This window comes from Alloalcanivorax sp. C16-2 (assembly GCF_046507615.1).
Lineage (GTDB): Bacteria > Pseudomonadota > Gammaproteobacteria > Pseudomonadales > Alcanivoracaceae > Alloalcanivorax > Alloalcanivorax marinus_A.
Genome location: NZ_JBKFTL010000004.1, coordinates 265962 through 286392, shown reverse-complemented (window position 1 = coordinate 286392; position 20431 = coordinate 265962). Strand labels below are relative to the sequence as shown.

The 20431-nt window shown below is 67.2% G+C and carries 18 protein-coding genes; 9 read left to right on the top strand and 9 right to left on the bottom strand.

Translation table 11 applies throughout. The features are described from left to right. Positions 1-16: 16 nt before the first annotated feature. The 3 genes from ACLD02_RS16625 to ACLD02_RS16615 all read right to left on the bottom strand — a co-directional run bounded on the left by ACLD02_RS16625 (position 17) and on the right by ACLD02_RS16615 (position 2078). Positions 17-346: a hypothetical protein gene (locus tag ACLD02_RS16625; protein ID WP_338015255.1), complete on the bottom strand. Its 330-nt coding sequence runs from the start codon at positions 344-346 to the stop codon at positions 17-19. Positions 347-357: 11 nt separating this feature from the next. Then, positions 358-1092 (bottom strand): glutathione S-transferase, encoded by a 735-nt coding sequence (locus tag ACLD02_RS16620; protein ID WP_410299215.1) that lies wholly within the window; start codon positions 1090-1092, stop codon positions 358-360. Positions 1093-1169: 77 nt separating this feature from the next. After that, positions 1170-2078: a LysR family transcriptional regulator gene (locus ACLD02_RS16615; protein WP_203106009.1), complete on the bottom strand. Its 909-nt coding sequence runs from the start codon at positions 2076-2078 to the stop codon at positions 1170-1172. A gap of 112 nt (positions 2079-2190) precedes the next feature. On the opposite strand from ACLD02_RS16615, the gene ACLD02_RS16610 reads away from it, so the two are divergent. Next, positions 2191-3180, top strand: coding sequence for an aldo/keto reductase (locus tag ACLD02_RS16610; RefSeq protein WP_203106008.1), 990 nt, complete (start codon positions 2191-2193; stop codon positions 3178-3180). 8 nt (positions 3181-3188) lie between these two features. Here ACLD02_RS16610 and ACLD02_RS16605 read toward each other — a convergent pair whose 3' ends face one another. The 4 genes from ACLD02_RS16605 to ACLD02_RS16590 form a co-directional block, all read right to left on the bottom strand. After that, on the bottom strand, positions 3189-4109 hold the full coding sequence (locus ACLD02_RS16605; protein WP_203106007.1) for a cation diffusion facilitator family transporter: 921 nt from the start codon (positions 4107-4109) through the stop codon (positions 3189-3191). 77 nt (positions 4110-4186) lie between these two features. Beyond that, the gene (locus ACLD02_RS16600) at positions 4187-4660 is read right to left on the bottom strand and encodes a hypothetical protein (protein ID WP_203106006.1); all 474 of its coding nucleotides are present in this window, start codon (positions 4658-4660) and stop codon (positions 4187-4189) included. 4 nt (positions 4661-4664) lie between these two features. Further along, positions 4665-4928, bottom strand: a complete 264-nt coding sequence (locus ACLD02_RS16595) for a YqjD family protein (RefSeq protein WP_194296867.1) — start codon at positions 4926-4928, stop codon at positions 4665-4667. Positions 4929-5116: 188 nt separating this feature from the next. After that, entirely contained in the window at positions 5117-6124 is a 1008-nt protein-coding gene (locus ACLD02_RS16590; RefSeq protein WP_203106005.1) for an isocitrate dehydrogenase, read from the bottom strand. 249 nt (positions 6125-6373) lie between these two features. On the opposite strand from ACLD02_RS16590, the gene crcB reads away from it, so the two are divergent. Next, the gene (crcB, locus tag ACLD02_RS16585) at positions 6374-6766 is read left to right on the top strand and encodes a fluoride efflux transporter CrcB (RefSeq protein WP_203106004.1); all 393 of its coding nucleotides are present in this window, start codon (positions 6374-6376) and stop codon (positions 6764-6766) included. 50 nt (positions 6767-6816) lie between these two features. On the opposite strand, the gene ACLD02_RS16580 is transcribed toward crcB, so the two are convergent. Beyond that, positions 6817-7806 carry an AraC family transcriptional regulator gene (locus ACLD02_RS16580; protein WP_338015254.1) on the bottom strand — a complete coding sequence of 330 codons (990 nt, stop codon included), beginning with the start codon at positions 7804-7806 and terminating at the stop codon, positions 6817-6819. 312 nt (positions 7807-8118) lie between these two features. On the opposite strand from ACLD02_RS16580, the gene ACLD02_RS16575 reads away from it, so the two are divergent. From ACLD02_RS16575 to bla, 7 genes are all read left to right on the top strand, one after another. Further along, positions 8119-9300, top strand: a complete 1182-nt coding sequence (locus tag ACLD02_RS16575; RefSeq protein ID WP_410299244.1) for an efflux RND transporter periplasmic adaptor subunit — start codon at positions 8119-8121, stop codon at positions 9298-9300. Between the two features lie 63 nt (positions 9301-9363). After that, a complete protein-coding gene (locus ACLD02_RS16570) occupies positions 9364-12525 on the top strand; it encodes an efflux RND transporter permease subunit (RefSeq protein ID WP_410299214.1) in 3162 nt (1053 codons plus the stop codon). A gap of 50 nt (positions 12526-12575) precedes the next feature. Further along, entirely contained in the window at positions 12576-13754 is a 1179-nt protein-coding gene (locus ACLD02_RS16565) for an efflux RND transporter periplasmic adaptor subunit (RefSeq protein ID WP_410299213.1), read from the top strand. A 36-nt stretch (positions 13755-13790) separates the two neighbouring features. Then, a complete protein-coding gene (locus ACLD02_RS16560) occupies positions 13791-16976 on the top strand; it encodes an efflux RND transporter permease subunit (protein WP_410299212.1) in 3186 nt (1061 codons plus the stop codon). Further along, complete coding sequence (locus tag ACLD02_RS16555; protein WP_410299211.1) at positions 16969-18360, top strand: efflux transporter outer membrane subunit; 1392 nt, start codon at positions 16969-16971, stop codon at positions 18358-18360. Before ACLD02_RS16560 ends, ACLD02_RS16555 begins: the two co-directional genes overlap by 8 nt. A 5-nt stretch (positions 18361-18365) precedes the next feature. Further along, on the top strand, positions 18366-18986 hold the full coding sequence (locus ACLD02_RS16550; protein ID WP_410299210.1) for a TetR/AcrR family transcriptional regulator: 621 nt from the start codon (positions 18366-18368) through the stop codon (positions 18984-18986). 22 nt (positions 18987-19008) lie between these two features. Then, positions 19009-19911, top strand: coding sequence for a class A beta-lactamase (gene bla, locus ACLD02_RS16545; RefSeq protein ID WP_410299209.1), 903 nt, complete (start codon positions 19009-19011; stop codon positions 19909-19911). A 44-nt stretch (positions 19912-19955) separates the two neighbouring features. On the opposite strand, the gene ACLD02_RS16540 is transcribed toward bla, so the two are convergent. After that, positions 19956-20393: a MarR family winged helix-turn-helix transcriptional regulator gene (locus ACLD02_RS16540; RefSeq protein ID WP_410299208.1), complete on the bottom strand. Its 438-nt coding sequence runs from the start codon at positions 20391-20393 to the stop codon at positions 19956-19958. Positions 20394-20431 lie beyond the last annotated feature (38 nt).

Below are 20431 nucleotides of genomic sequence, written 5' to 3'. Positions count from 1 at the left end.
TTTTTGCCCTGGCCCGCTAACGGTTGTCTGGTGCGTCTTCGTCGTCGTCCTTCACCGAAGGCTCGAACGCGCGCTTGTCGTCGGGCAGCGCCACCGGGTCGCCCACCGACAGGCCGGCGTGCTGGTCCAGGCGTTTGCCGCTTTCCGTGTCCATGATCGCCGCTACCTTGCCATGGCTGATGCCCGCCTTGCGGTCGTAGGCATCCACGGTGACGCGCACCACCCGGCCCCGATAGCGGGCCGACAGCACGCTGCCGGCGTGGGGCTCCGGGTCGATGTTGGGGTCGTTCCGGTAATAGGCGGTGACGCTTTGCGCGCCCGGGTCGTCCCAGTCGATATGGGCCATCAAGGCTCTCCTTAAAGTTCGCCGTCCAGTTCCGGGTAATGGCGGAAGATGCCGTTTTCATTGAACGGCAGGCGGCGGTTCGAGTCCAGATAGTCGCGCAGCCGTGGCCGCGCCGCCACCCGCTCAACCAGAGCGCCGATCCTGGGCAGGTCGTCCTCCGCTTGGCGCATGGCCCTGGGCAGCGCGTAGCGCAGGCCGCTGATGGTCTGGAACAGGGACAGATCCACGTAGCCGTGCCGGTCGCCCACCAGCACGTCGTCGCCGACCGGGTTCTGCTCCAGCACCTGCTCGAAATATTCCAGGAAGCGCGGCAGCCGGTGTTCCCGGAACAGGGCGGCGCGCCTTAGCGCTTCGTCGCGCTGTTCCTCGTAGTACAGCGCCGACGACAGCGGATGGTGGGTATCATGGATCTCGGCGACGAAATCCATCAGCGTCAGCTGCAGCCCGTGGGCCCAGTCGCGCTGATTCTCCTCCTCCGGGACCAGATCCAGGCGCGGGGCCAGGAACCGCAGAATATTGGCGGTGTGAGAAAGTACCAGGTCGCCGGCCTTGAGAAACGGCGGCGCGAACGGCGGGCGCGGGGTGGCGTCGCCGCTCAGGTAGGTGTCCAGGGCCGGCACGCCCAGCTCCTGGTCCGGGGCGCCGCGGCCCACGTCCAGGTAGTCGGCGCCAGCGTCCTCAAGGGCCAGCCGGATGTATTCGCCGCGCCCCTGAATGCCCGGCCAGTAGAACAGTTCGTAGCGCATGACGGTCTCCCTGCTCGTTCCTGTCGACGTTCAAAACCCTAGGGTACCCGGAGGGGGCGCGTCCAGTTCGACGGCGCTCAGGCGTGCACGCCGGGCTGGGTGCGCAGCAGCTCGATGAGCCAGTCAACGAACACCTTCACCTTGGCGGAGAGATGGCGATTGTGGGGGTAAACCACGGACACCAGCGAGGGGTGGGGCCGGTACTCGGGCATCACTTCCACCAGCTCGCCGCCGGCCAGGTAGCCGTGGCAGCCGTGCAGCGGAATCTGCACCAGGCCCAGGCCGGCCAGGGCGGCAGCTACATAGGCTTCGGTGTTGTCCACGGTGATCGAGCCGGGCGGGTCCAGGTAATGGGCCCGGCCTTCCACGTCGCAATATTCCCAGCGCAGTGGCCGGCCGGTGCGGGCGGCGTGATAGCGCACCACCCGGTGGTGGGCCAGATCTTCCGGCACGCGCGGCACGCCGTGGCGTTCCAGGTAGGCCGGCGAGGCGCAGTTCACTTCCTCCACTTCGCCGACGCGGCGCGCCACCAGCCCGGAGTCAGGCAGCGGGCCTACCCGCAGGGCGCAGTCCACCCGTTCCTCGATCAGGTCCACCGGGCGGTCGCTGATACCGATCTCCAGTTCGATGTCCGGGTAACGTTCCTGGAAGGCGGGCAGGGACGGGATGATCAGCCGCCGCGCCGGGTGGCCGGGCAGGTTCACCCGCACCCGGCCGCTAGGGCGCTGCTGTTCGGTGAGCGGTGCCTCGGCATCGGTCAGGGCCTCCAGCACGTGCAGGCAGCGCTCATAATAGGCGCCACCGTCCAGGGTTGGAGACACTCGCCGGGTCGTGCGGTGCAGCAGCCGGGTACCCAGGTGGGCCTCCAGTTGTTGCACCGCCGTGGTGACCGTGGCGCGGGGCATCTCCAGGGTGTCGGCGGCGCGGGTGAAACTGCCGGCTTCCACCACCCGGGTGAATACCAGCATGGCTTTAAAACGGTCCATGGCGGGCTCGATTGTTCAGATTCATGAATAGAGTAACCGATCATCACCGGTTTATCGGGGGAATACGAACGGCGAGACTGTTCCCTTCTTTCACGGCGAACGGAGAACCGAGATGCAACAACGTCAACTGGGACAGGATGGCCCTCTGGTTTCCGCCCTGGGCCTGGGCTGCATGGGCATGAGCGCCTTTTATGGCCACCGCGACGACCGGGAGTCCATCGCCACCCTGCACGCCGCCCTGGACGCCGGCGTCAATCTGATCGACACCGCCGATATGTACGGCCCGCACACCAACGAGGAGCTGGTGGGCCGGGCCATCGCCGATCGCCGCGACCGGGTCTTCCTGGCCACCAAGTTCGGCGTGGTGCTGGATCCCTCGGACCCCCACGCCCGGGGCGTGGATGGCCGCCCGGAGTACGTGCGACGGGCGGTGGAAGGCAGTCTGCGCCGCCTGGGCGTGGACCACATCGATCTGTACTACCAGCACCGCATCGATCCGGCGGTACCCATCGAGGACACGGTGGGCGCCATGGCCGACCTGGTGCGCGAGGGCAAGGTCCGTTACCTGGGGCTCAGCGAGGCGGCCCCGGACACCCTGCGCCGGGCCCAGGCGGTGCACCCCATTGCCGCCCTGCAGATGGAGTATTCCCTGTGGACCCGGGACGCGGAGGAAGGGCACCTGGCCACCTGTCGCGAACTGGGGATCGGCTTCGTGGCCTACAGCCCCCTTGGCCGGGGATTTCTCAGCGGCGCGATCCGTTCCCCGGAGGATTTCGACGCCGACGATTACCGCCGCCATAACCCCCGCTTCCAGGGCGACAACTTCCAGCGCAACCTGGAGCTGGTGGATCAGGTGCACGACCTGGCGGAGGAAAAAGGCGTCAGCGCCTCGCAACTGGCCCTGGCCTGGGTGCTCGCTCGGGGCGAGGATGTGGTGCCCCTGTTCGGTACCAAGCGGCGCAACTATCTGAACGACAACCTGGGTGCCCTGGATGTGGTCTTGAGCGCGGAGGAAGTGGCGCGGCTGGACGCGATCTTCCCGCCCCACGCCGCCGCCGGCGAACGCTACAGCGCCGAGGGCATGGCCAGCGTGGGTCATTGAAGCCGCTTCTACCGCTCCGGGGTGCAGGGCTCCGCCCATCTCGGGTCGGCGGTGAACAGGGTGTCGGTGACCTGCTGCGGGTAGACCGCCGATACCGCTCGCTCAAGCCGTTCGCGCAGCGCGTCCAGTTCGGCCAGGCCGTGGACCCGGTAATCCGGCGGCAGCACCACATGGATGATCACGTAGAGCTGGCGACCGGGGCGCACCATGCGCACCTCCACCTGGCGCACCGGCAGACCCGCCAGGGCGGCGTCGATGGCGGCGCGTACCGGGCGGCGCAGGTTGCGGGGCGGCGCCCGGTTGAGCAGCTCACGCAGGGCGCCGCGGGCCATGCGGATCGGCATGCCCAGACAGAACAGCACCACCGCGATCACCAGCACCGAGTCCACGTACGGCAGGATCTGGTACCAGCCCAGCCAGCGCGCCACCGGCAGGAAGCAGAAGGTGAGCAGCACCGAGCTGGAGATCAGCGCGTTGATCAGCCAGTTCTCGTAATCCGCGCGCACCAGCGGCGTATCCAGGTGCCCCAGACTGCGGCGCAGGGTCCAGGCGGTGAATGAGCAGGCCAGGGTGGCGAACACCGCATAGACGATGGCCGGGCCGGCGAGGATTTCCCGGCCGCCGCTGGCCAGGGCGATCAGGGCGTCGACCAGGGCGAAGAGGGCCACGCCGAGAATCAGCAGGCCCTTGCCGGCGTTCACCAGGGATTCGAAATAGCCGTAGCCGAAGGGGAACTTGCGGTCATCGGGCTGGGTGGTCAGGGCGCTGATGCGCACCGTGACCAGGGCCACCAGGAAATAGACCAGATTGAACAGGCCATCCAGAAGAATGGCCTTGGACTGCGTGATACTGGCGGCCGTCACCGCCGCGCTGCCCACCACCACGGACATGAGCGCCGACAGGAGCAACACCCCTCGTTCGGTTTTCATCGCCTTGCCGTTCCTTTTCCACGTCACTGAACATACCGACCGCCCAGTCTACCCGAAGCGGCGCTTCGGGGAGCGGTTCAGTGATCGTCGCCGGAAAAGTCGCGGTAGGCGTCGATGGCCTTGCGGGTCAGCACCGGGCCGGCGGTCCGGGTGAGAAAGCGGCGGGTGCCCGGGCTGGCGGCGATCAGCACGCCGGCGGCCAGGGCGCCCAGGGCCACCACGGTGGTGTGTTCCCGGGTCCAGCGCAGCGCCGGGTCGCCGATCAGCGGCCGCAGGCTGTCTTCCAGGCGTGCCTCCACCGGCGGCGGCGCCGGCGGTTCCGCTTGTGCCCGGCCCACGGCCAGCCGCCGCACACCCAGCCCCAGCAGCACCGCCACCACCAGCAGGCCAAGCCCGGTGAACAGGCTCGCCAAGGGGGCGCCCACCCGGGGGGCGAGCGCCAGCCAGCCGGCGGTGGCGAAGCACAGCAGCGCCGCCAGGCCGGTGAGCATGGCCAGCCAGACCAGGGCGTTGAGGCTGAACAGGGACGACAGCGGCCGGCGCAGGTTCATGGCGTCAGCGGCTGATCAGCTTGCCGAGCAGAATGCCCACGCCGAAGGCGGCGAGCACGCTGGTGAACGGGCGTTCCTTGATCTGGGCGCCGACCTGCTCGGTCTGCAACTCGGCCTGCTTGCGCACATCGTCGAACTGGGCGCGGGCGCTTTCCACGCCGGCCTGGGCCCGTTGCTGAGTGGACTTCTTGACCGCGTCGGCCAGGGTGCCCAGATCACGGCGGAGTTGATCGATGTCCTTTTTGAGGGCTTCGGTTTCCTGACTCATGTAACCACCTCCTGTCGGTAATAAAGGATGCGAATCCTTGAACAACAAAGGATAGTCAACCGGGGCGGGGCTTGCCTATAGATCCGGGTCAATAAAGATGAACCGGCATCAACAAAGCGCGCCCCAGCCCCGCCGCGCCGCCGCGCGGCATGGCCGGGCGGCTTTGCAAAAGATTGATAAAGCCAGCCTCAGAGGTGGCGGATCAATTCGTCGGTGAATTCGTCGGTGGAGGCGTTGCCACCCAGGTCCGGGGTCACCACTTTGCCTTCGCCGACCACATGGCGGATGGCGCTGCGCAGGCGCTCGGCCTTTTCGTTCATCTCCAGGTATTCGAGCATCATGCCGGCGCCCAGCATCAGGGCGGTGGGGTTGGCGATGCCCTTGCCGGCGATGTCCGGGGCGCTGCCGTGCACCGCCTCGAAGATGCCGCGATGCTCGCCCACGTTGGCGCCCGGTGCCAGGCCCAGGCCACCGGTCAGGCCGGCGCACAGATCCGAGAGGATGTCGCCGAACAGGTTGGTGGTGACGATCACGTCGAAGCGGTGCGGGTTCATGGCCAGCTGCATGGCGCAGTTGTCGACGATCATTTCCTCGTGCTCGATGTCCGGGTATTCCTCGGCGATGCTACGCGCCACGCTCAGGAACAGGCCGGAGGTGGACTTCATGATGTTGGCCTTGTGCACCACGGTGACCTTGCGGCGGCCCAGGCGCCGGGCGGCTTCGTAGGCGAAGCGGATCAGGCGCTTGGATTCCTTGCGGGTGATCACGCTGCGCAGTTCGGCCCGTTCGCCGTCGTCGGTGACCATCTGGCCTTCACCGGAATAGATGCCCTCGATGTTCTCGCGGATGGTGAGGATGTCCACATTGTCGTAGCGCGAGCGTACCCCGGGGATGGACAGTGCCGGGCGCAGGTTGGCGAACAGATCGAAGTGCTTGCGCAGGGTCACGTTGACCGAGCGGAAGCCCTTGCCCACCGGGGTGGTGATCGGGCCTTTCAGGGCCACCGGGTTCTTCTCGATCATGTCCAGGGTTTCCTGGGGCACCAGATCCATGCCCTGATCCAGGGCGGTCTGCCCGGCAATGGCCCGGTCATAGACGAAGTCACAATCCAGGGCGTCCAGCAGGCGCAGGGTGGCATCGATGATATCCGGACCAATTCCGTCGCCGGGAATGACTGTTACGCGTGTTTCCGCCATGGATCTAACTCCTATGATTATCGGGTGGGATAATGGTTGGGCCGGTTCACCCCGTCGATACGACTTTCGCAGCGAGGGCGGGCCGGAGCCCGAATCTGGGATCGCCAGTGGGACGCTAGTCTACCAGAACCGTGGCTTTTCGTCGGGGCCTTTGGCATTCAAAGTCCATGCCATGAGCCGTTTCGAGGTTTCCTTGGGGTGGCCCGGGCGTCATGATAGATCGGGTTTTTCGTAATCAGGGGACGGACCATGTGGTTATCGGTGGTCGCCATTGCCGTGGGCGCGGCGCTGGGTGCCAATCTGCGCTGGCTGCTCAGCCTGTGGTTGAACGCGCTGTTTCCGGCGGTGCCGTTGGGCACCCTCGCCGCCAACTTGCTGGGCGGCTGGCTGATCGGGCTGGCGCTGGGCGTTTTCGCCGGGCTGCCATCGCTGACGCCGGAGTGGCGGCTACTGGTGGTGACCGGCTTTCTGGGCGCGCTCACCACTTTCTCGTCGTTTTCCGCGGAGATGTTCATCAACCTCCAGGCCGGGCGCTGGGGGTTGGCCCTGGGCGGCATCGCCGCCCATGTGGTCGGTTCGCTGTGCATGACCGGCCTGGGCCTGGGGATGGTGGCGCTGGCGCGCCATTGGTTGGCTCGCTGAGGAGGTTGGCTCGCTGAGAGGGTTGGCTCGCTGAGCGGCGGCGCCGGCGACTAGGCCCGCGCCGATACCGGCTCCCGGCTGGTCATCGGCTGTTCGCCGCGCAGCTTGACCACGTCCGCCCGGGGCGGGTTGCCGAACAGGCGACTGTATTCGCGGCTGAAATGGGACGGGCTCTCGTAACCCACCCGGAAGCTGGCGGTGGCCGCCTCCAGGCCCTCGGCGAGCATCAGCCGGCGTGCCTCGTGCAGGCGCAGCTTTTTCTGGAACTGCAGCGGCGACATGCGCGTGACCTGCTTGAAACTATGGAACAGGGACGACTCGCTCATGTTCGCCAGGTCCGCCAGATCACGGATGCGCAACGGCTCGGTGAAGCGGTCCTTGAGCACTGAAATCACCCGGGCGATGCGGTGCGCCTGGGTGTCCGCCACGGCGAACTTGCGCATGCGCGGGCCGATCTCGCCGATCAGGGCCCGGTAGATGATCTCGCGGCGGGCCAGGGGCGCCAGAATGCGCGCGTCCCGGGGGTTGTCCAGCAGCGCCACGAGGCGCAGCACCGCCTCCACCATGTCCTTCTCCGCCTGGGCCCGGCCCAGGCCGCAGCTGCAGGCGTTTTCCGGGTCCTCGGGGTCCCCCGGTTCCAGCAGTTCCTCGCCCAACTCCAGCATCAGGTCGGTGACCTCCTGCGGGTCCACGTTCACCTTCACCCCCAGATAGGGATTTTCCGGGGTGGCGTCGGTGACCTTGCCGAGCACCGGCAGGTGCACCGAGGACACCAGGCAACTGAGAGGCCCATAGGCGATTTCCCGATCCCCCAGCCACACCGTCTTGGCGCCCTGGGCGATCAGGCAGAACGACGGGTCGTACACCGAGGAGCCCATGCAACTGGTGGTGGTGTTGGCGCGCACCAGTTCCAGGCCGGGGATCGCGGTATCGTTGAGGCCTTCATCCGGCGTCCATTTTTGGATCTGGCGCGCCAGAGTTTTCGCCAAGTGGCTCAGTTCGTCGTCCAGTGGTTCGAGGATGGTTTGGTTGGCAATCACGAATCCGCCCTCCGGTTCGCGGGCAAGCCGCTGTTTCGTCGATGAGCGGCGAGTATACGCCCGCATTCCGGGGCCTGGATGACAAAACGCCAATCCCTGCAGGATCGGGCAAGCACCCGGCAGAAACGGGCAATCCGGCAAGGATTATGCCCCGATCCGGCCCGTTTTGTCGCCACCGCACCGGATCGGGGCGGTGGCTTTCAAACAGAATCAGGCAATACCCGCGCAGGAATAGGATAACGTTCCCTTCCCCTTTCCCCCTAGATTGTTCCGCCCTACCCGAAGCGTTTTTAAAAAACGGAGCGACACATGATGGAAAGCGTCAACGAGGGTCCCTTGGCCGGCGCGAGCCTGTACTGGGGGTTGATCGCGGTGTTGATGGCGGCCCTGTTCCTGGTCGGTTGCGACGCCCGTGGCGAGGCGGAGGCCGGCGCCGCGCCGCCGCCCCCGGAAGTGGATGTGGCACCGGTATTGGTGGAGCCGGTGACTCTGTGGGAAACCTTCACTGGTCGGCTGGAGGCGCCGGAAACGGTGCAACTGCGCCCCCGCGTGAGCGGTTATATCGACGAGGTGGCCTTCGAGGAAGGTGAACTGGTGGAGGCCGGTGATCTGCTGTTCCGCATTGATCCGCGTCCCTATGAGGCACGGGCGCGGGCCGCCCGGGCTTCCCTGGCCCAGGCTCGCAGTCAGGCGCGCCTGGCCAGTGGCGAGGCGGAGCGGGCCCGCAAGCTGCTCGGCAGTCGCGCCATTTCCCGGGAAGAACACGACCAGCGTCAGGCGGCGCTGCTCAACGCTCGTGCCCTGGTGGATGAGGCCGAGGCGGCCCTGGCCAGCGCCGAACTGGATCTGACCTACACCCGCGTCACCGCGCCGGTGGATGGTCGCATCGGTCGTGCCCGGGTCACCAAGGGTAACCTGGCCAGCGCCGACCAGACCTTACTTGCCACCCTGGTGTCGGTGGACCCGCTGCATGTCTATTTCGACAGCAATGAGGCTGACGCCCTGGATGCCCAGCGTCTGCAACAGGCGGGAAAGGCGCCGCCGGTTCGCATCGGTCTGACCGGCGAGCCGGGTTTCCCGCACCAGGGGCGGCTGGACTTCGTGGACAACCGCCTCAACGCGGACACCGGCACCCTGCGCTACCGGGCGCTACTGCCCAATCCGGATGGCGTTTTTAAGCCGGGCCAGTTCGCGCGGGTGGAAATGCCGGTTACCCGGCTTGATCAAGCGGTGCTGATCAGCCGCAAGGCGGTGCTCGCCGACCAGGATCGGCGTTTCGTCTACGTGGTGGGTGAGGACAATACCGTGGCCCGCCGGGCAGTGAACACCGGCCGTCAGGTAGACGACCTGGTGGTGGTCCGCGATGGCTTGAAATCCGGTGACCGTGTGATCGTCAACGGTACCCAGAAGGTGTTCGGCGCCGGCATGCCGGTGGCGCCCCATCTGGTATCCATGCGCGAGGTGCCCGCCGGCGAGGTGGCCGCCCGGCCCTGACTTTTTAACTGGGAACGACGAACCGCGGCGGCCTTCCGGGCCGCCGTTCAGGAGCCCTTTGTCATGAATTTCTCCCGTTTCTTCGTGGACCGCCCGATTTTCGCCGCGGTGCTGTCCATCATTATTTTCGCGGTGGGGGCGATCTCGATACCCAACCTGCCGATCAGTGAGTACCCGGAAGTGGCGCCGCCTTCGGTGTTGGTGCGCACCGTCTACCCGGGTGCCAACCCCAAGGAAATCGCCGAGACCGTGGCGACGCCCCTGGAAGAAGCCATCAACGGCGTCGAGGACATGATGTACTTCAAGTCCGTGGCCGGCTCCGACGGCGTGCTGCAAATGACCATCACCTTCCGCCCCGGCACCAATGCCGAGGACGCCACGGTGCGGGTGCAGAACCGGGTTAGCCAGGCCCTGGCGCGGCTGCCGGAAGCGGTGCGCCGGCAGGGCGTAACCACCCAGAAGCAGTCGCCCACCTTCCTGATGGTGGTGCACCTGACCTCCCCGGACGGTCGCTACGACACCCTCTACCTGCGCAACTATGCGCGGCTGCATGTGCGTGACCAGTTGGCGCGCATCCCCGGCGTCGGCGAGGCGCAACTGTTCGGCGGCGGCGACTACGCCATGCGTGCCTGGCTGGACCCGGACAAGATCGCCGCCCGGGGCCTCACCGCCGGCGACGTGATCGCCGCCATGCGCGAGCAGAACGTGCAGGTCTCCGCCGGCCAGATCGGCGCCGAGCCCATGCCCGGCAGTGATTTCCTCACCCTGATCAACGCCAAGGGACGTCTGGAGAGCGAGGAAGAATTCGGCGACATCGTGCTGCGCGCCGGCGACGACGGTCAGATCCTGCGGCTGCGCGACGTAGCCCGGTTGGAGCTGGGCGCCGGTGATTACACCCTGCGCGCCCGGCTGGACGGCCAGGACGCGGTGGCAATGGGCATCTTCCAGGCCCCCGGTGCCAACGCCCTGGAAATCCGCGACCAGGTGATCGCCACCATGGACGAGCTCGCCACCCGCTTCCCGGAGGGCGTGGAATATCGCAGCGTCTACGACACCACCCTGTTCGTGCGCGACTCCATCCATTCGGTGATTCAGACCCTGCTGGAAGCGATCTTGCTGGTGGTACTGGTGGTGACCCTGTTCCTGCAGACCTGGCGGGCGTCGATCATCCCGTTGCTGGCGGTGCCGGTGTCCGTGGTGGGCACCTTCGCGGTGCTTTATCTGCTCGGTTATTCCATCAACACCCTGACCCTGTTCGGTCTGGTGCTGGCCATCGGCATCGTGGTGGACGACGCCATCGTGGTGGTGGAAAACGTGGAGCGGAACATCGAGGAAGGCCTGACGCCCCTGGCCGCCGCCCACCAAGCCATGAAAGAAGTGTCCGGGCCGATCGTCGCCATTGGTCTGGTGCTGTGCGCGGTGTTCATTCCGATGGCGTTTCTCAGCGGCGTCACCGGCCAGTTCTACCGGCAGTTCGCGGTGACCATCGCCATCTCCACGGTGATCTCCACCATCAACTCCCTGACCTTGTCGCCGGCCCTGGCCGCCATGCTGCTCAAGCCCCATGATGCCGCCCCGGACCGGCTCACCCGTCTGATCGACGGGATGTTTGGCTGGCTGTTCCGGCCCTTCAACCGCTTCTTCAATAGAAGCTCGGAGAAGTATCAGGGCGCGGTGTCGCGCAGCCTGCGCCGGCGCGGCGCCGTGTTCGTGATCTACCTGGTGCTACTGGGCGCCACCGGTTCCCTGTTCAAGCTGGTGCCGCCGGGCTTTATTCCGATCCAGGACAAGATGTACCTGATCGCCGGGGTGAAACTGCCGGAAGGGGCCTCCCTGGAACGCACCGACGCCCTGCTCAAGGAGGTGGTGGACATCGCCATGGACACCGAGGGCGTGGCCCATGCCATTTCCTTCCCGGGCCTGAACGCCTTGCAGTTCACCAACACTTCCAACACCGGCCTGGCGTTCCTGCCCCTGGAACCGTTCGAGGACCGGGACCGCAGCGCCGCGGACATCAACGCGGAAATCGCCGGGCGCATCGGTGCGCTCAAGGAAGGCATCGCCTTTTCCTTCATGCCGCCGGCGATCCAGGGGCTGGGCAACGGTTCCGGTTATCAATTGTTCATCGAGGACCGGGACGGGCTCGGCTACGGCCCTCTGCAGGAAGCGGTCACCGCCTTCCAGGGGGCGGTGATGCAAACCCCGGGCATGACCTACCCGATCACCAGTTACCAGGCCAATGTGCCGCAGCTCGATGCCGAGGTGGATCGCCTCAAGGCCAAGGCCCAGGGGGTGGCGGTCACCGATCTGTTCATGACCCTGCAGACTTACCTGGGCTCCACCTACGTCAACGACTTCAACCGCTTCGGCCGCACCTGGCAGGTGATCGCCCAGGCGGATGCCTCCTATCGGGACAGCGTGGCGGACATCGCCCGGCTGCGTACCCGCAATGACCAGGGCGAGATGGTGCCGATTGGCTCCATGGTGGACATTCACCAGAGCTTCGGCCCCGACCCGGTGCTGCGCTACAACGGTTACCCGGCGGCGGACCTGGCCGGCGAGGCGGACCCGCGGGTTCTGTCCTCCACCCAGGCCATGGACGTGCTCACCGCCCTCGGCGAACGCACCCTGCCGGAGGGCGTGGAATTCGAGTGGACCGACTTGAGCTACCAGCAGGCCACCCAGGGCAACGCCGCCCTGGTGGTGTTCCCCCTGGCGGTGCTGCTGGTGTTCCTGGTGTTGGCGGCTCTGTACGAAAGCTGGACGCTGCCCCTGGCGGTGATCCTGATCGTGCCGATGTGTCTGTTGTCGGCATTGACCGGCGTATGGCTCATGGGGGGCGACACCAACATCTTCGTGCAGGTGGGGCTGGTGGTGCTGATCGGTCTGGCCTGCAAGAACGCCATCCTGATCGTGGAGTTCGCCCGGGAGCTGGAATTCCAGGGCCGTACCGTGGTGGAAGCGGCGTTGGAAGCCTGCCGCCTGCGATTGCGCCCAATCATCATGACGTCGATCACCTTCACCGCCGCCGTGGTGCCGCTGGTGCTGGGCAGCGGCGCCGGCTCCGAGGTGCGCCAGGCCCTGGGTATCGCGGTGTTCGCCGGCATGCTGGGCGTCACTCTGTTCGGTCTGTTCCTGACGCCGGTGTTCTACGTGGGGCTGCGCAAGCTGGCCGGTCCCTTGAAGAAGGCCGATAGGAAAAGCCTTGACCTGAACTTAAGTTGAGGAAGTAGTTTTCTTTGCTCCTGAATACCAAGCATGCGGAGCGAAACACGATGGAAAGCGTCAACGAGGGGCCCGTGGCGGGCATGGGTTTGTACTGGGGGCTGTTGGCGCTGTTGGCGTCCGCCCTGTTGCTGGCCGGTTGCGATGCCCGTGAGCAGGCGGAAGGCGGCGGCCCGCCGGCGCCGGAAGTGGACGTGGCCGAGGTGCTGGTACGGCCGGCCACGCTCAAGGAAGTGTTCACCGGCCGGCTGTCCGCCCCGGAAACCGTGCAACTGCGATCGCGGGTGAGCGGCTACATCGAAGAGGTGGCGTTCGAGGAAGGGGAGCGGGTGGAAGCCGGCGACCTGCTGTTCCGCATTGATGCGCGCCCCTACCAGGCCCGGGTGGACGCCGCCCGCGCCGCCCTCGAACAGGCCCGCAGCGATGCCCGCCTGGCCGGGCTGGAGGCGGACCGGGCGCGAAAGCTGCTCGACAGCCGGGCCATCTCCCGGGAGGAATTCGACCGCCGCGAGGCGGCGCGGCTCGGTGCCCGGGCCCGGGTGGCGGAAGCCAAGGCGTCGCTGATCAGCGCCGAACTGGACCTGAGCTACACCCGCGTCACGGCGCCGGTGACCGGCCGCGCCGGCCGCGCCCTGGTGACCAAGGGCAACCTGGCCAGCGCCGACCAGACGCTGCTGACCACGGTGGTCTCGGTGGACCCGCTGCACGTCTATTTCGACAGCAACGAGAGCGATGCGCTCAATGCTCAGCGGCTGATGAACGAGGGAAAGGCGCCGTCGGTGGCGGTGGGAATGAGCGGCGAGAGCGGCTTCCCGCACGCGGGCCGGCTGGACTTCGTGGACAACCAGATGAACCCGGACACCGGCACCCTGCGCTACCGGGCGGTGCTGCCCAACCCGAATGGCATTTTTAAACCGGGCCAGTTCGCCCGGGTGGAAATGCCGGTGGCGCGTCTGGAGCAGGCGATCCTGATCAGCCGCAAGGCGGTGCTCACCGATCAGGACCGGCGCTACGTCTACGTGGTGGGCGAGGACAACACGGCGGCCCGGCGCCCGGTGAAAACCGGCCGCGAACTGGACGACCTGGTGGTGGTGCGCGAGGGCCTGGAGCCCGGCGACCGCGTGATCGTCAACGGCACCCAGAAGGTGTTCATGCCCGGCATGCCGGTGCAACCGAACACGGTGTCCCTGGATGAACCGGCGGGCGGCGATCTCGCCGGCCAGCCCTGATCAACGCGGCGTGCAAAGCCCAGGAGTCTTGTTGCCATGAATTTTTCGCGGTTTTTCGTGGACCGGCCGATCTTCGCCGCGGTGCTGTCCATCATTATTTTCGCGGTGGGGGCGATCTCGATCCCCAACCTGCCGATCAGTGAATACCCGGAGGTGGTGCCGCCGTCGGTGGTGGTGCGCGCCGTCTACCCGGGCGCCAACCCCAAGGAGATCGCCGAGACCGTGGCGGTGCCGCTGGAAGAGGAGATCAACGGCGTCGAGGGCATGATGTACTTCAAGTCCGTGGCCGGCTCCGACGGCGTGCTGCAGATGACCATCACTTTCCACCCGGACGTGGACGCGGAGGACGCCACGGTGCGGGTGCAGAACCGGGTCAGCCAGGCGCTGGCGCGGCTGCCGGAAGCGGTGCGCCGCCAGGGCGTGACCACCCAGAAGCAGTCGCCCACCTTTCTGATGGTGGTGCACCTGACTTCCCCGGACCAAAGCTACGACACTCTTTACCTGCGTAACTACGCGCGCCTGCATGTGCGCGACCGGCTGGCCCGGGTGCAGGGCGTGGGCGAAGCCCAGGTGATGGGCGGTGGCGACTACGCCATGCGTGCCTGGCTCAACCCGGACAAGATCGCCGCCCACGGCCTCACCGCCGGTGACGTGGTCAACGCCATCCGCGAGCAGAACGTGCAGGTGTCCGCCGGCCAGCTCGGCGCGGAACCGGTGGAAAACAGCGATTTCCTTACCCTGATCAACGCCAAGGGGCGTTTGGTCACCGAGGACGAATTCAGCAATGTGGTTCTGAAAACCGGCGCCGACGGCGAACTGGTGCGCCTCGGCGACGTGGCCCGGCTGGAGCTGGGCGCCGACGACTACAGCCTGCGCTCCCAGGTGGACGGCCAGGACGCGGTGGGCATCGGCATCTTCCAGTCGCCGGGGGCCAACGCCCTGGAGATCCGCGAGAAGGTGCTGGCCACCATGGAGGAACTGTCGGCGCAATTTCCCGAGGGCGTGGCCTACCGCACCGACTACGACACCACGGTATTCGTCAGTGATTCCATCGATTCGGTGATCCACACCCTGCTGGAGGCGATCCTGCTGGTGGTGCTGGTGGTGACCCTGTTTTTGCAGACCTGGCGCGCCTCCATCATTCCGCTGCTGGCGGTGCCGGTGTCCGTGGTGGGCACCTTCGCGGTGCTTTATCTGCTCGGTTACTCCATCAACACCCTGACCCTGTTCGGCCTGGTGCTGGCCATCGGCATCGTGGTGGACGACGCCATCGTGGTGGTGGAGAACGTGGAACGGAACATCGAGGATGGCCTGGCGCCCCGCCAAGCGGCCCACCAGGCCATGAAGGAAGTGTCCGGCCCCATCGTCGCCATCGGCCTGGTGCTGTGCGCGGTGTTCGTGCCGATGGCGTTCTTGTCCGGGGTCACCGGCCAGTTCTACCGGCAGTTCGCGGTGACCATCGCCATCTCCACGGTGATCTCCACCATCAATTCCCTGACCCTGTCGCCGGCCCTGGCGTCCATGCTGCTCAAGCCCCATGGCGCGTCGCCGGACCGGCTATCGCGGCTGATCGACCGCTTGTTCGGCTGGCTGTTCCGGCCCTTCAACCGCTTCTTCAATAGAAGCTCGGAGAAGTATCAGGGCGCGGTGTCGCGCAGCCTGAGCCGGCGCGGCGCGGTGTTCGTGGTCTATCTGGTGCTGCTCGCCGCCACCGGCTCTATGTTCAAGCTGGTGCCGCCGGGCTTCGTGCCGGTGCAGGACAAGATGTACCTGATCGCCGGGGTGAAGCTGCCGGAAGGCGCCTCCCTGGAGCGCACCGATGAACTGCTGCGCCAGGTCACCGACATCGCCCTGGACACCGAGGGCGTGGACCACGCCATCTCCTTCCCGGGGCTGAACGTGCTGCAGTTCACCAACACCACCAACACCGGCATGGCGTTTTTGCCCCTGGCGCCCTTCGACGAACGGAGCCGCACCGCCGAGGAGATCAACGCGGAGATCAACCGCAAGATCGCCGGGCTCAAGGGCGGCATGACGTTCTCGATCATGCCGCCGCCGATCCTCGGCCTGGGCAACGGCTCCGGCTACCAGATGTACATCGAGGACCGCGCCGATCTCGGTTATGGCGCCTTGCAGGAAGCGGTCGCCGCCATGCAGGGCACGGTGGCGCAAACGCCGGGCATGAGTTACCCGATCACCAGCTACCAGGCCAACGTGCCGCAGCTGGACGCCGACGTGGACCGGCTCAAGGCCAAGGCCCAGGGGGTGGCGGTCACCGATCTGTTCATGACCCTGCAGACCTATCTGGGCTCCACCTACGTCAACGACTTCAACCGCTTCGGCCGCACCTGGCAGGTGATCGTGCAGGCGGACGGTCCCTACCGGGACAGCGTCGAGGACATCGCACGCCTGCGTACCCGCAACGACCAGGGCGAGATGGTGCCGATCGGTTCCATGGTGGATATCAAGCAAAGCTTCGGGCCGGACCCGGTGATGCGCTACAACGGCTTCCCGGCGGCGGACCTGGCCGGCGAAACCGACCCCCGGGTGCTGTCCTCCAGCCAGGCCATGGACCGGCTCGCCGGCATCGGCGACCAGGTGCTGCCGCCGGGCATCGAGTTCGAATGGACCGACCTGAGTTACCAGGAAGCCACCCAGGGCCACGCCGGCCTGGTGGTGTTCCCGCTGGCGGTGCTGCTGGTGTTCCTGGTGCTGGCGGCCCTCTACGAAAGCTGGACCCTACCCCTGGCGGTGATCCTGATCGTGCCCATGTGCGTGCTCTCCGCCTTGCTGGGCGTGTGGCTGGTGGGCGGCGACATCAACATCTTCGTGCAGGTGGGCCTGGTGGTGCTGATCGGCCTGGCGTCGAAGAACGCCATTCTGATCGTGGAATTCGCCCGGGAGCTGGAATTCCAGGGCCGCACCGTGGTGGAGGCGGCGCTGGAAGCCTGCCGCCTGCGGCTGCGCCCCATCGTCATGACCTCGATCTGCTTCACCGCCGCGGTAATTCCGCTGGTGCTGCGCACCGGCGCCGGCGCCGAAGTCCGCCAGGCCCTGGGCGTGGCGGTGTTCGCCGGCATGCTTGGCGTCACCCTGTTCGGCCTGTTCCTGACGCCGGTGTTCTACGTGGCCCTGCGCAAGCTGGGCGGGCCGCTGAAATACGACCATCCCTCAACAATGGAAGGCGAAGCCCATGGCTCGCCGGGAGAAACCCATGCGTAATCTTCCCCTCCTCGGCGCGGCACTGCTGATCAGTGCCTGCGCCGTGGGGCCGGACTACCAGGCCCCGGAACCGGACGCCCCGGACCGCTTCACCGAGGCCCGCGACGACTCGTCCTTCGACGACCAGGCGCGGCGCTTCTGGGGCGGTTTCCAGGACCCGCTGCTGGCCGAGCTGATCGGCGAGACCCTGGCCGCCAACCAGGATCTGCAAGCGGCCCTGGCGCGGCTGGATCAGGCCGAGGCGCTGCTGCGCGGCGCCCGCGCCGACCAGTACCCGACCCTGAGCGCCAGCGGCTCCGCCGGCGAGCAGTACCTGGCCGAGGTGGAGCGCACCGACCCGGACCAGGAAAGGGTCACCCGCTACCAGGTGGGCGCCGCCGCCCGCTGGGAGCTGGATCTGTTCGGCCGCCTGCGCCGCGCCCGCCAGGCGCGCCAGGCGGAGCTGGAAGCCGCCGGCGCCGACCTCAACGCGCTCCAGGTGGCCCTGGTGGGGCGCTTGGCCAGCAGCTATTTCGAGCTGCGCGGGCTGCAGCAGCAACTGGATCAGGCGCGCCGCAGCGTGGCCAACCAGCGCGAGTCCCTGGCCATCGTCGAGGCCCGCCTGGACGCGGGCCGCGCCACCGAGTTCGACCGCCAGCGGGCGCGCGCCCGGCTGGACGCCATCCGCGCCACCCTGCCCAGCCTGGAGGCCGGCGTGCGCGAGCGCCTGTATCGCATCGCCGTGCTCGCCGGTCGGCAACCGGCGGCGCTGGTCAGCCGCCTGTCGGCGCCGGCGCCGCTGCCGGAAAGTCTGCCGGCGATCCCGGTGGGCAGCCCCGGCGACGCCCTGCGCCGGCGTCCGGACATCCGCGCCGCGGAACGGCGCCTGGCCGCCGCCAGCGCGCGCATCGGCGTGGCCACCGCGGACCTGTTCCCCAGCTTCAGCCTGGACGCGCTGATGGGCTCCGTGGCGGCGGACTCCTCGGATCTGTTCAGCGGCCCGGCGGAATCCCGCGCCGTGGCCCTGGGCGTGGACTGGACCTTCCTGGATTTCGGTGGCGTGCGCAGCCGCATCGACGCCGCCGACGCGGCCAGCCGCGCGGCCCTGGCCGACTACCGGCAAACCGTGCTGGAGGCTCTGGCGGAAACCGAAACCCAACTGTCCCGTTACCAGCGCGCCCAGGTGCGCACCGAGCGGCTGGCGGACGCCACGGACTCCGCCGCCCGCGCCGCGCGCCTGGCCCGGGACCGCTATGAGCAGGGCTACATCGGCTACTTCGAAGTGCTCGCCGCCGAGCAGGAGCTGATCGACACCCGCGATAACCTGATCGAAAGCCGCACCTCGGAAACCCTGGCCATGGTCAACATTTACCGCACCCTGGCCGGGCCGCCGGCGGGAGAATGATGGCCATGGAACCTTCCAGCCTGGGCTTTTGCCGGGGCGCCGTGAACGACAATCGGGACAACCGGGCGCGGCTGCTGCACGCGGCCACGGACCTGTTCGCCCGCCAGGGCTTCCATGCCACCGGCATGAGCGATCTGGAGCAGGCCACCGGCCTGGGCCGCAGCTCCCTGTACCACTACTTCGCCAGCAAGGAGGCGCTGCTGGTGGCCATTGTGCAGCGCTGCCTGGGGCAACTGGTGATGTTCGGCGAGCGGTTGCTGGAGGAAGAGCCGGACTCGGAAACCCGCCTGCGCCGTTTCTCGCGGGCGGTGGTCGGCGGCATCGCCGAGCGCCCGTCCGAGCTTCGGGTGTGCGTGCACGAGCGTCACGTTTTCACCGGCGACCACCGCCACCGGGTGGCGGGCTTTTACCAGGAGTACGAACGCATCTGGGCCCGTATACTGGCCGCCGGCCACGCCGACGGCGTGTTTCGTAACGCGGACGGAGTCACGGTGACGGCGGTCATGGGCATGCATCATCAGGCCTGGTCCGGGGCAGGGCGGTCCGGCGACCCGGACCTTCTCGCCGACCGCTTCTGCGATCTGCTGCTGGCCGGCCTGCGCGAACCGCCGGTTCGCCCCCTCTGACGGCAGTAACAGGAGTCCCCCCTTGAACCCTATCCCATTGATTATCCGCGCCGCCGTGGTTTGCCTCGGCCTTACGGCGGCCAGCCTCGCCGCCGCCGGGACGCCGCTGGTCTCCACGGCCCAGGAGATTGAAAGCCGTCTTAACGCGCGGGTCGGGATCGCCGTGTCGGACCAGGAAACGGGCCGTGCCTGGCGCTACCACGCCGACCAGCGCTTCCCGCTCGCCAGCACCTTCAAGGTGCTGGCCTGCGGCGCGCTGCTGCGCAAGGTCGATGCCGGCGAGGACCGCCTGGACCGGATGATCCACTATGGCGAAGCGGACCTGGTCACCTACTCGCCGGCGACCGGGGAGCACGTCGACACCGGCATGACGCTCGGCGCGCTCTGCGAAGCGGCCATCACCCTGAGCGACAACACCGCCGCCAACCTGGTGCTCGACGCCATAGACGGCCCCGCCGGCCTGACCCGCTTTCTGCGTGGCACCGGCGATAACGCCACCCGCCTGGACCGCCGCGAACCGGAACTGAACGAAGCCACCCCCGGCGACCCCCGGGACACCACCACCCCGGACGCGATCCTCGAAACCCTGCGCGAGCTGCTGTTCGGCGACACCCTTGCCCAACCGTCGCGCCGGCAACTGCTGCAATGGATGAAGGACGACCAGGTGGCGGACGCGCTGCTGCGCGCCGGCATCCCCAACGACTGGACCATCGGCGACAAGACCGGCGCCGGCGGGCACGGCTCCCGGGCGATCATCGCCGTGATGTGGCCACCGCAACGCGGCCCGGTACTGGCGGCCATCTACATCACCGAAACCGACGCCACCCTGGAGCAACGCAACGCCGCCATCGCCGAGATCGGCCGCGCCCTGGCCGCCGCCGTGGCGCGGCAAAAAGGAATCGCGACTGAAGTCGCTCCTACGTAAACATACTCTCTGTAGGAGCGGCATCAGCCGCGATACGGCCTTTCCTAAAGTGCCTCGTCGCGCAGGTTGTCGAGCATGCGGTTGCCGGTCTCGATAAAGGCGTCCACGTCTTTTTTCGGGATGCCTTTCAGCAGCGTCTTCCTGACCTCGTCCTCCGCCTCCTGAATGCGCGCCATCAGCCCCTGACCGGTCTTGCTGAGCGCCAGCAACTGGCTGCGGCGGTCCTCCGGGTTGGGGGTGCGGGTGACCAGGTCCATGGCCTCCAGCTCCTTGATGACGCGGGTGATCTGCGCCTTGTCACGGCCGGTGACGGCGGCGATATGCTGGGCGGTGCAGTCCGGCTGGCGGTGGATCATCTGCAACAGACGCACGTGCATGCCGTTGATGGGCAGGTCGTAGTCGCGGATCGCGCGCTTGCTGCTGACCTTGAACTGGAAGGCCAGCTGCCAGAGCACCTGGCGGATATCGGCTTGGTGTGGCATGGATGTCGGGGTGTTGTATTTAATTGACAAAGTCAACC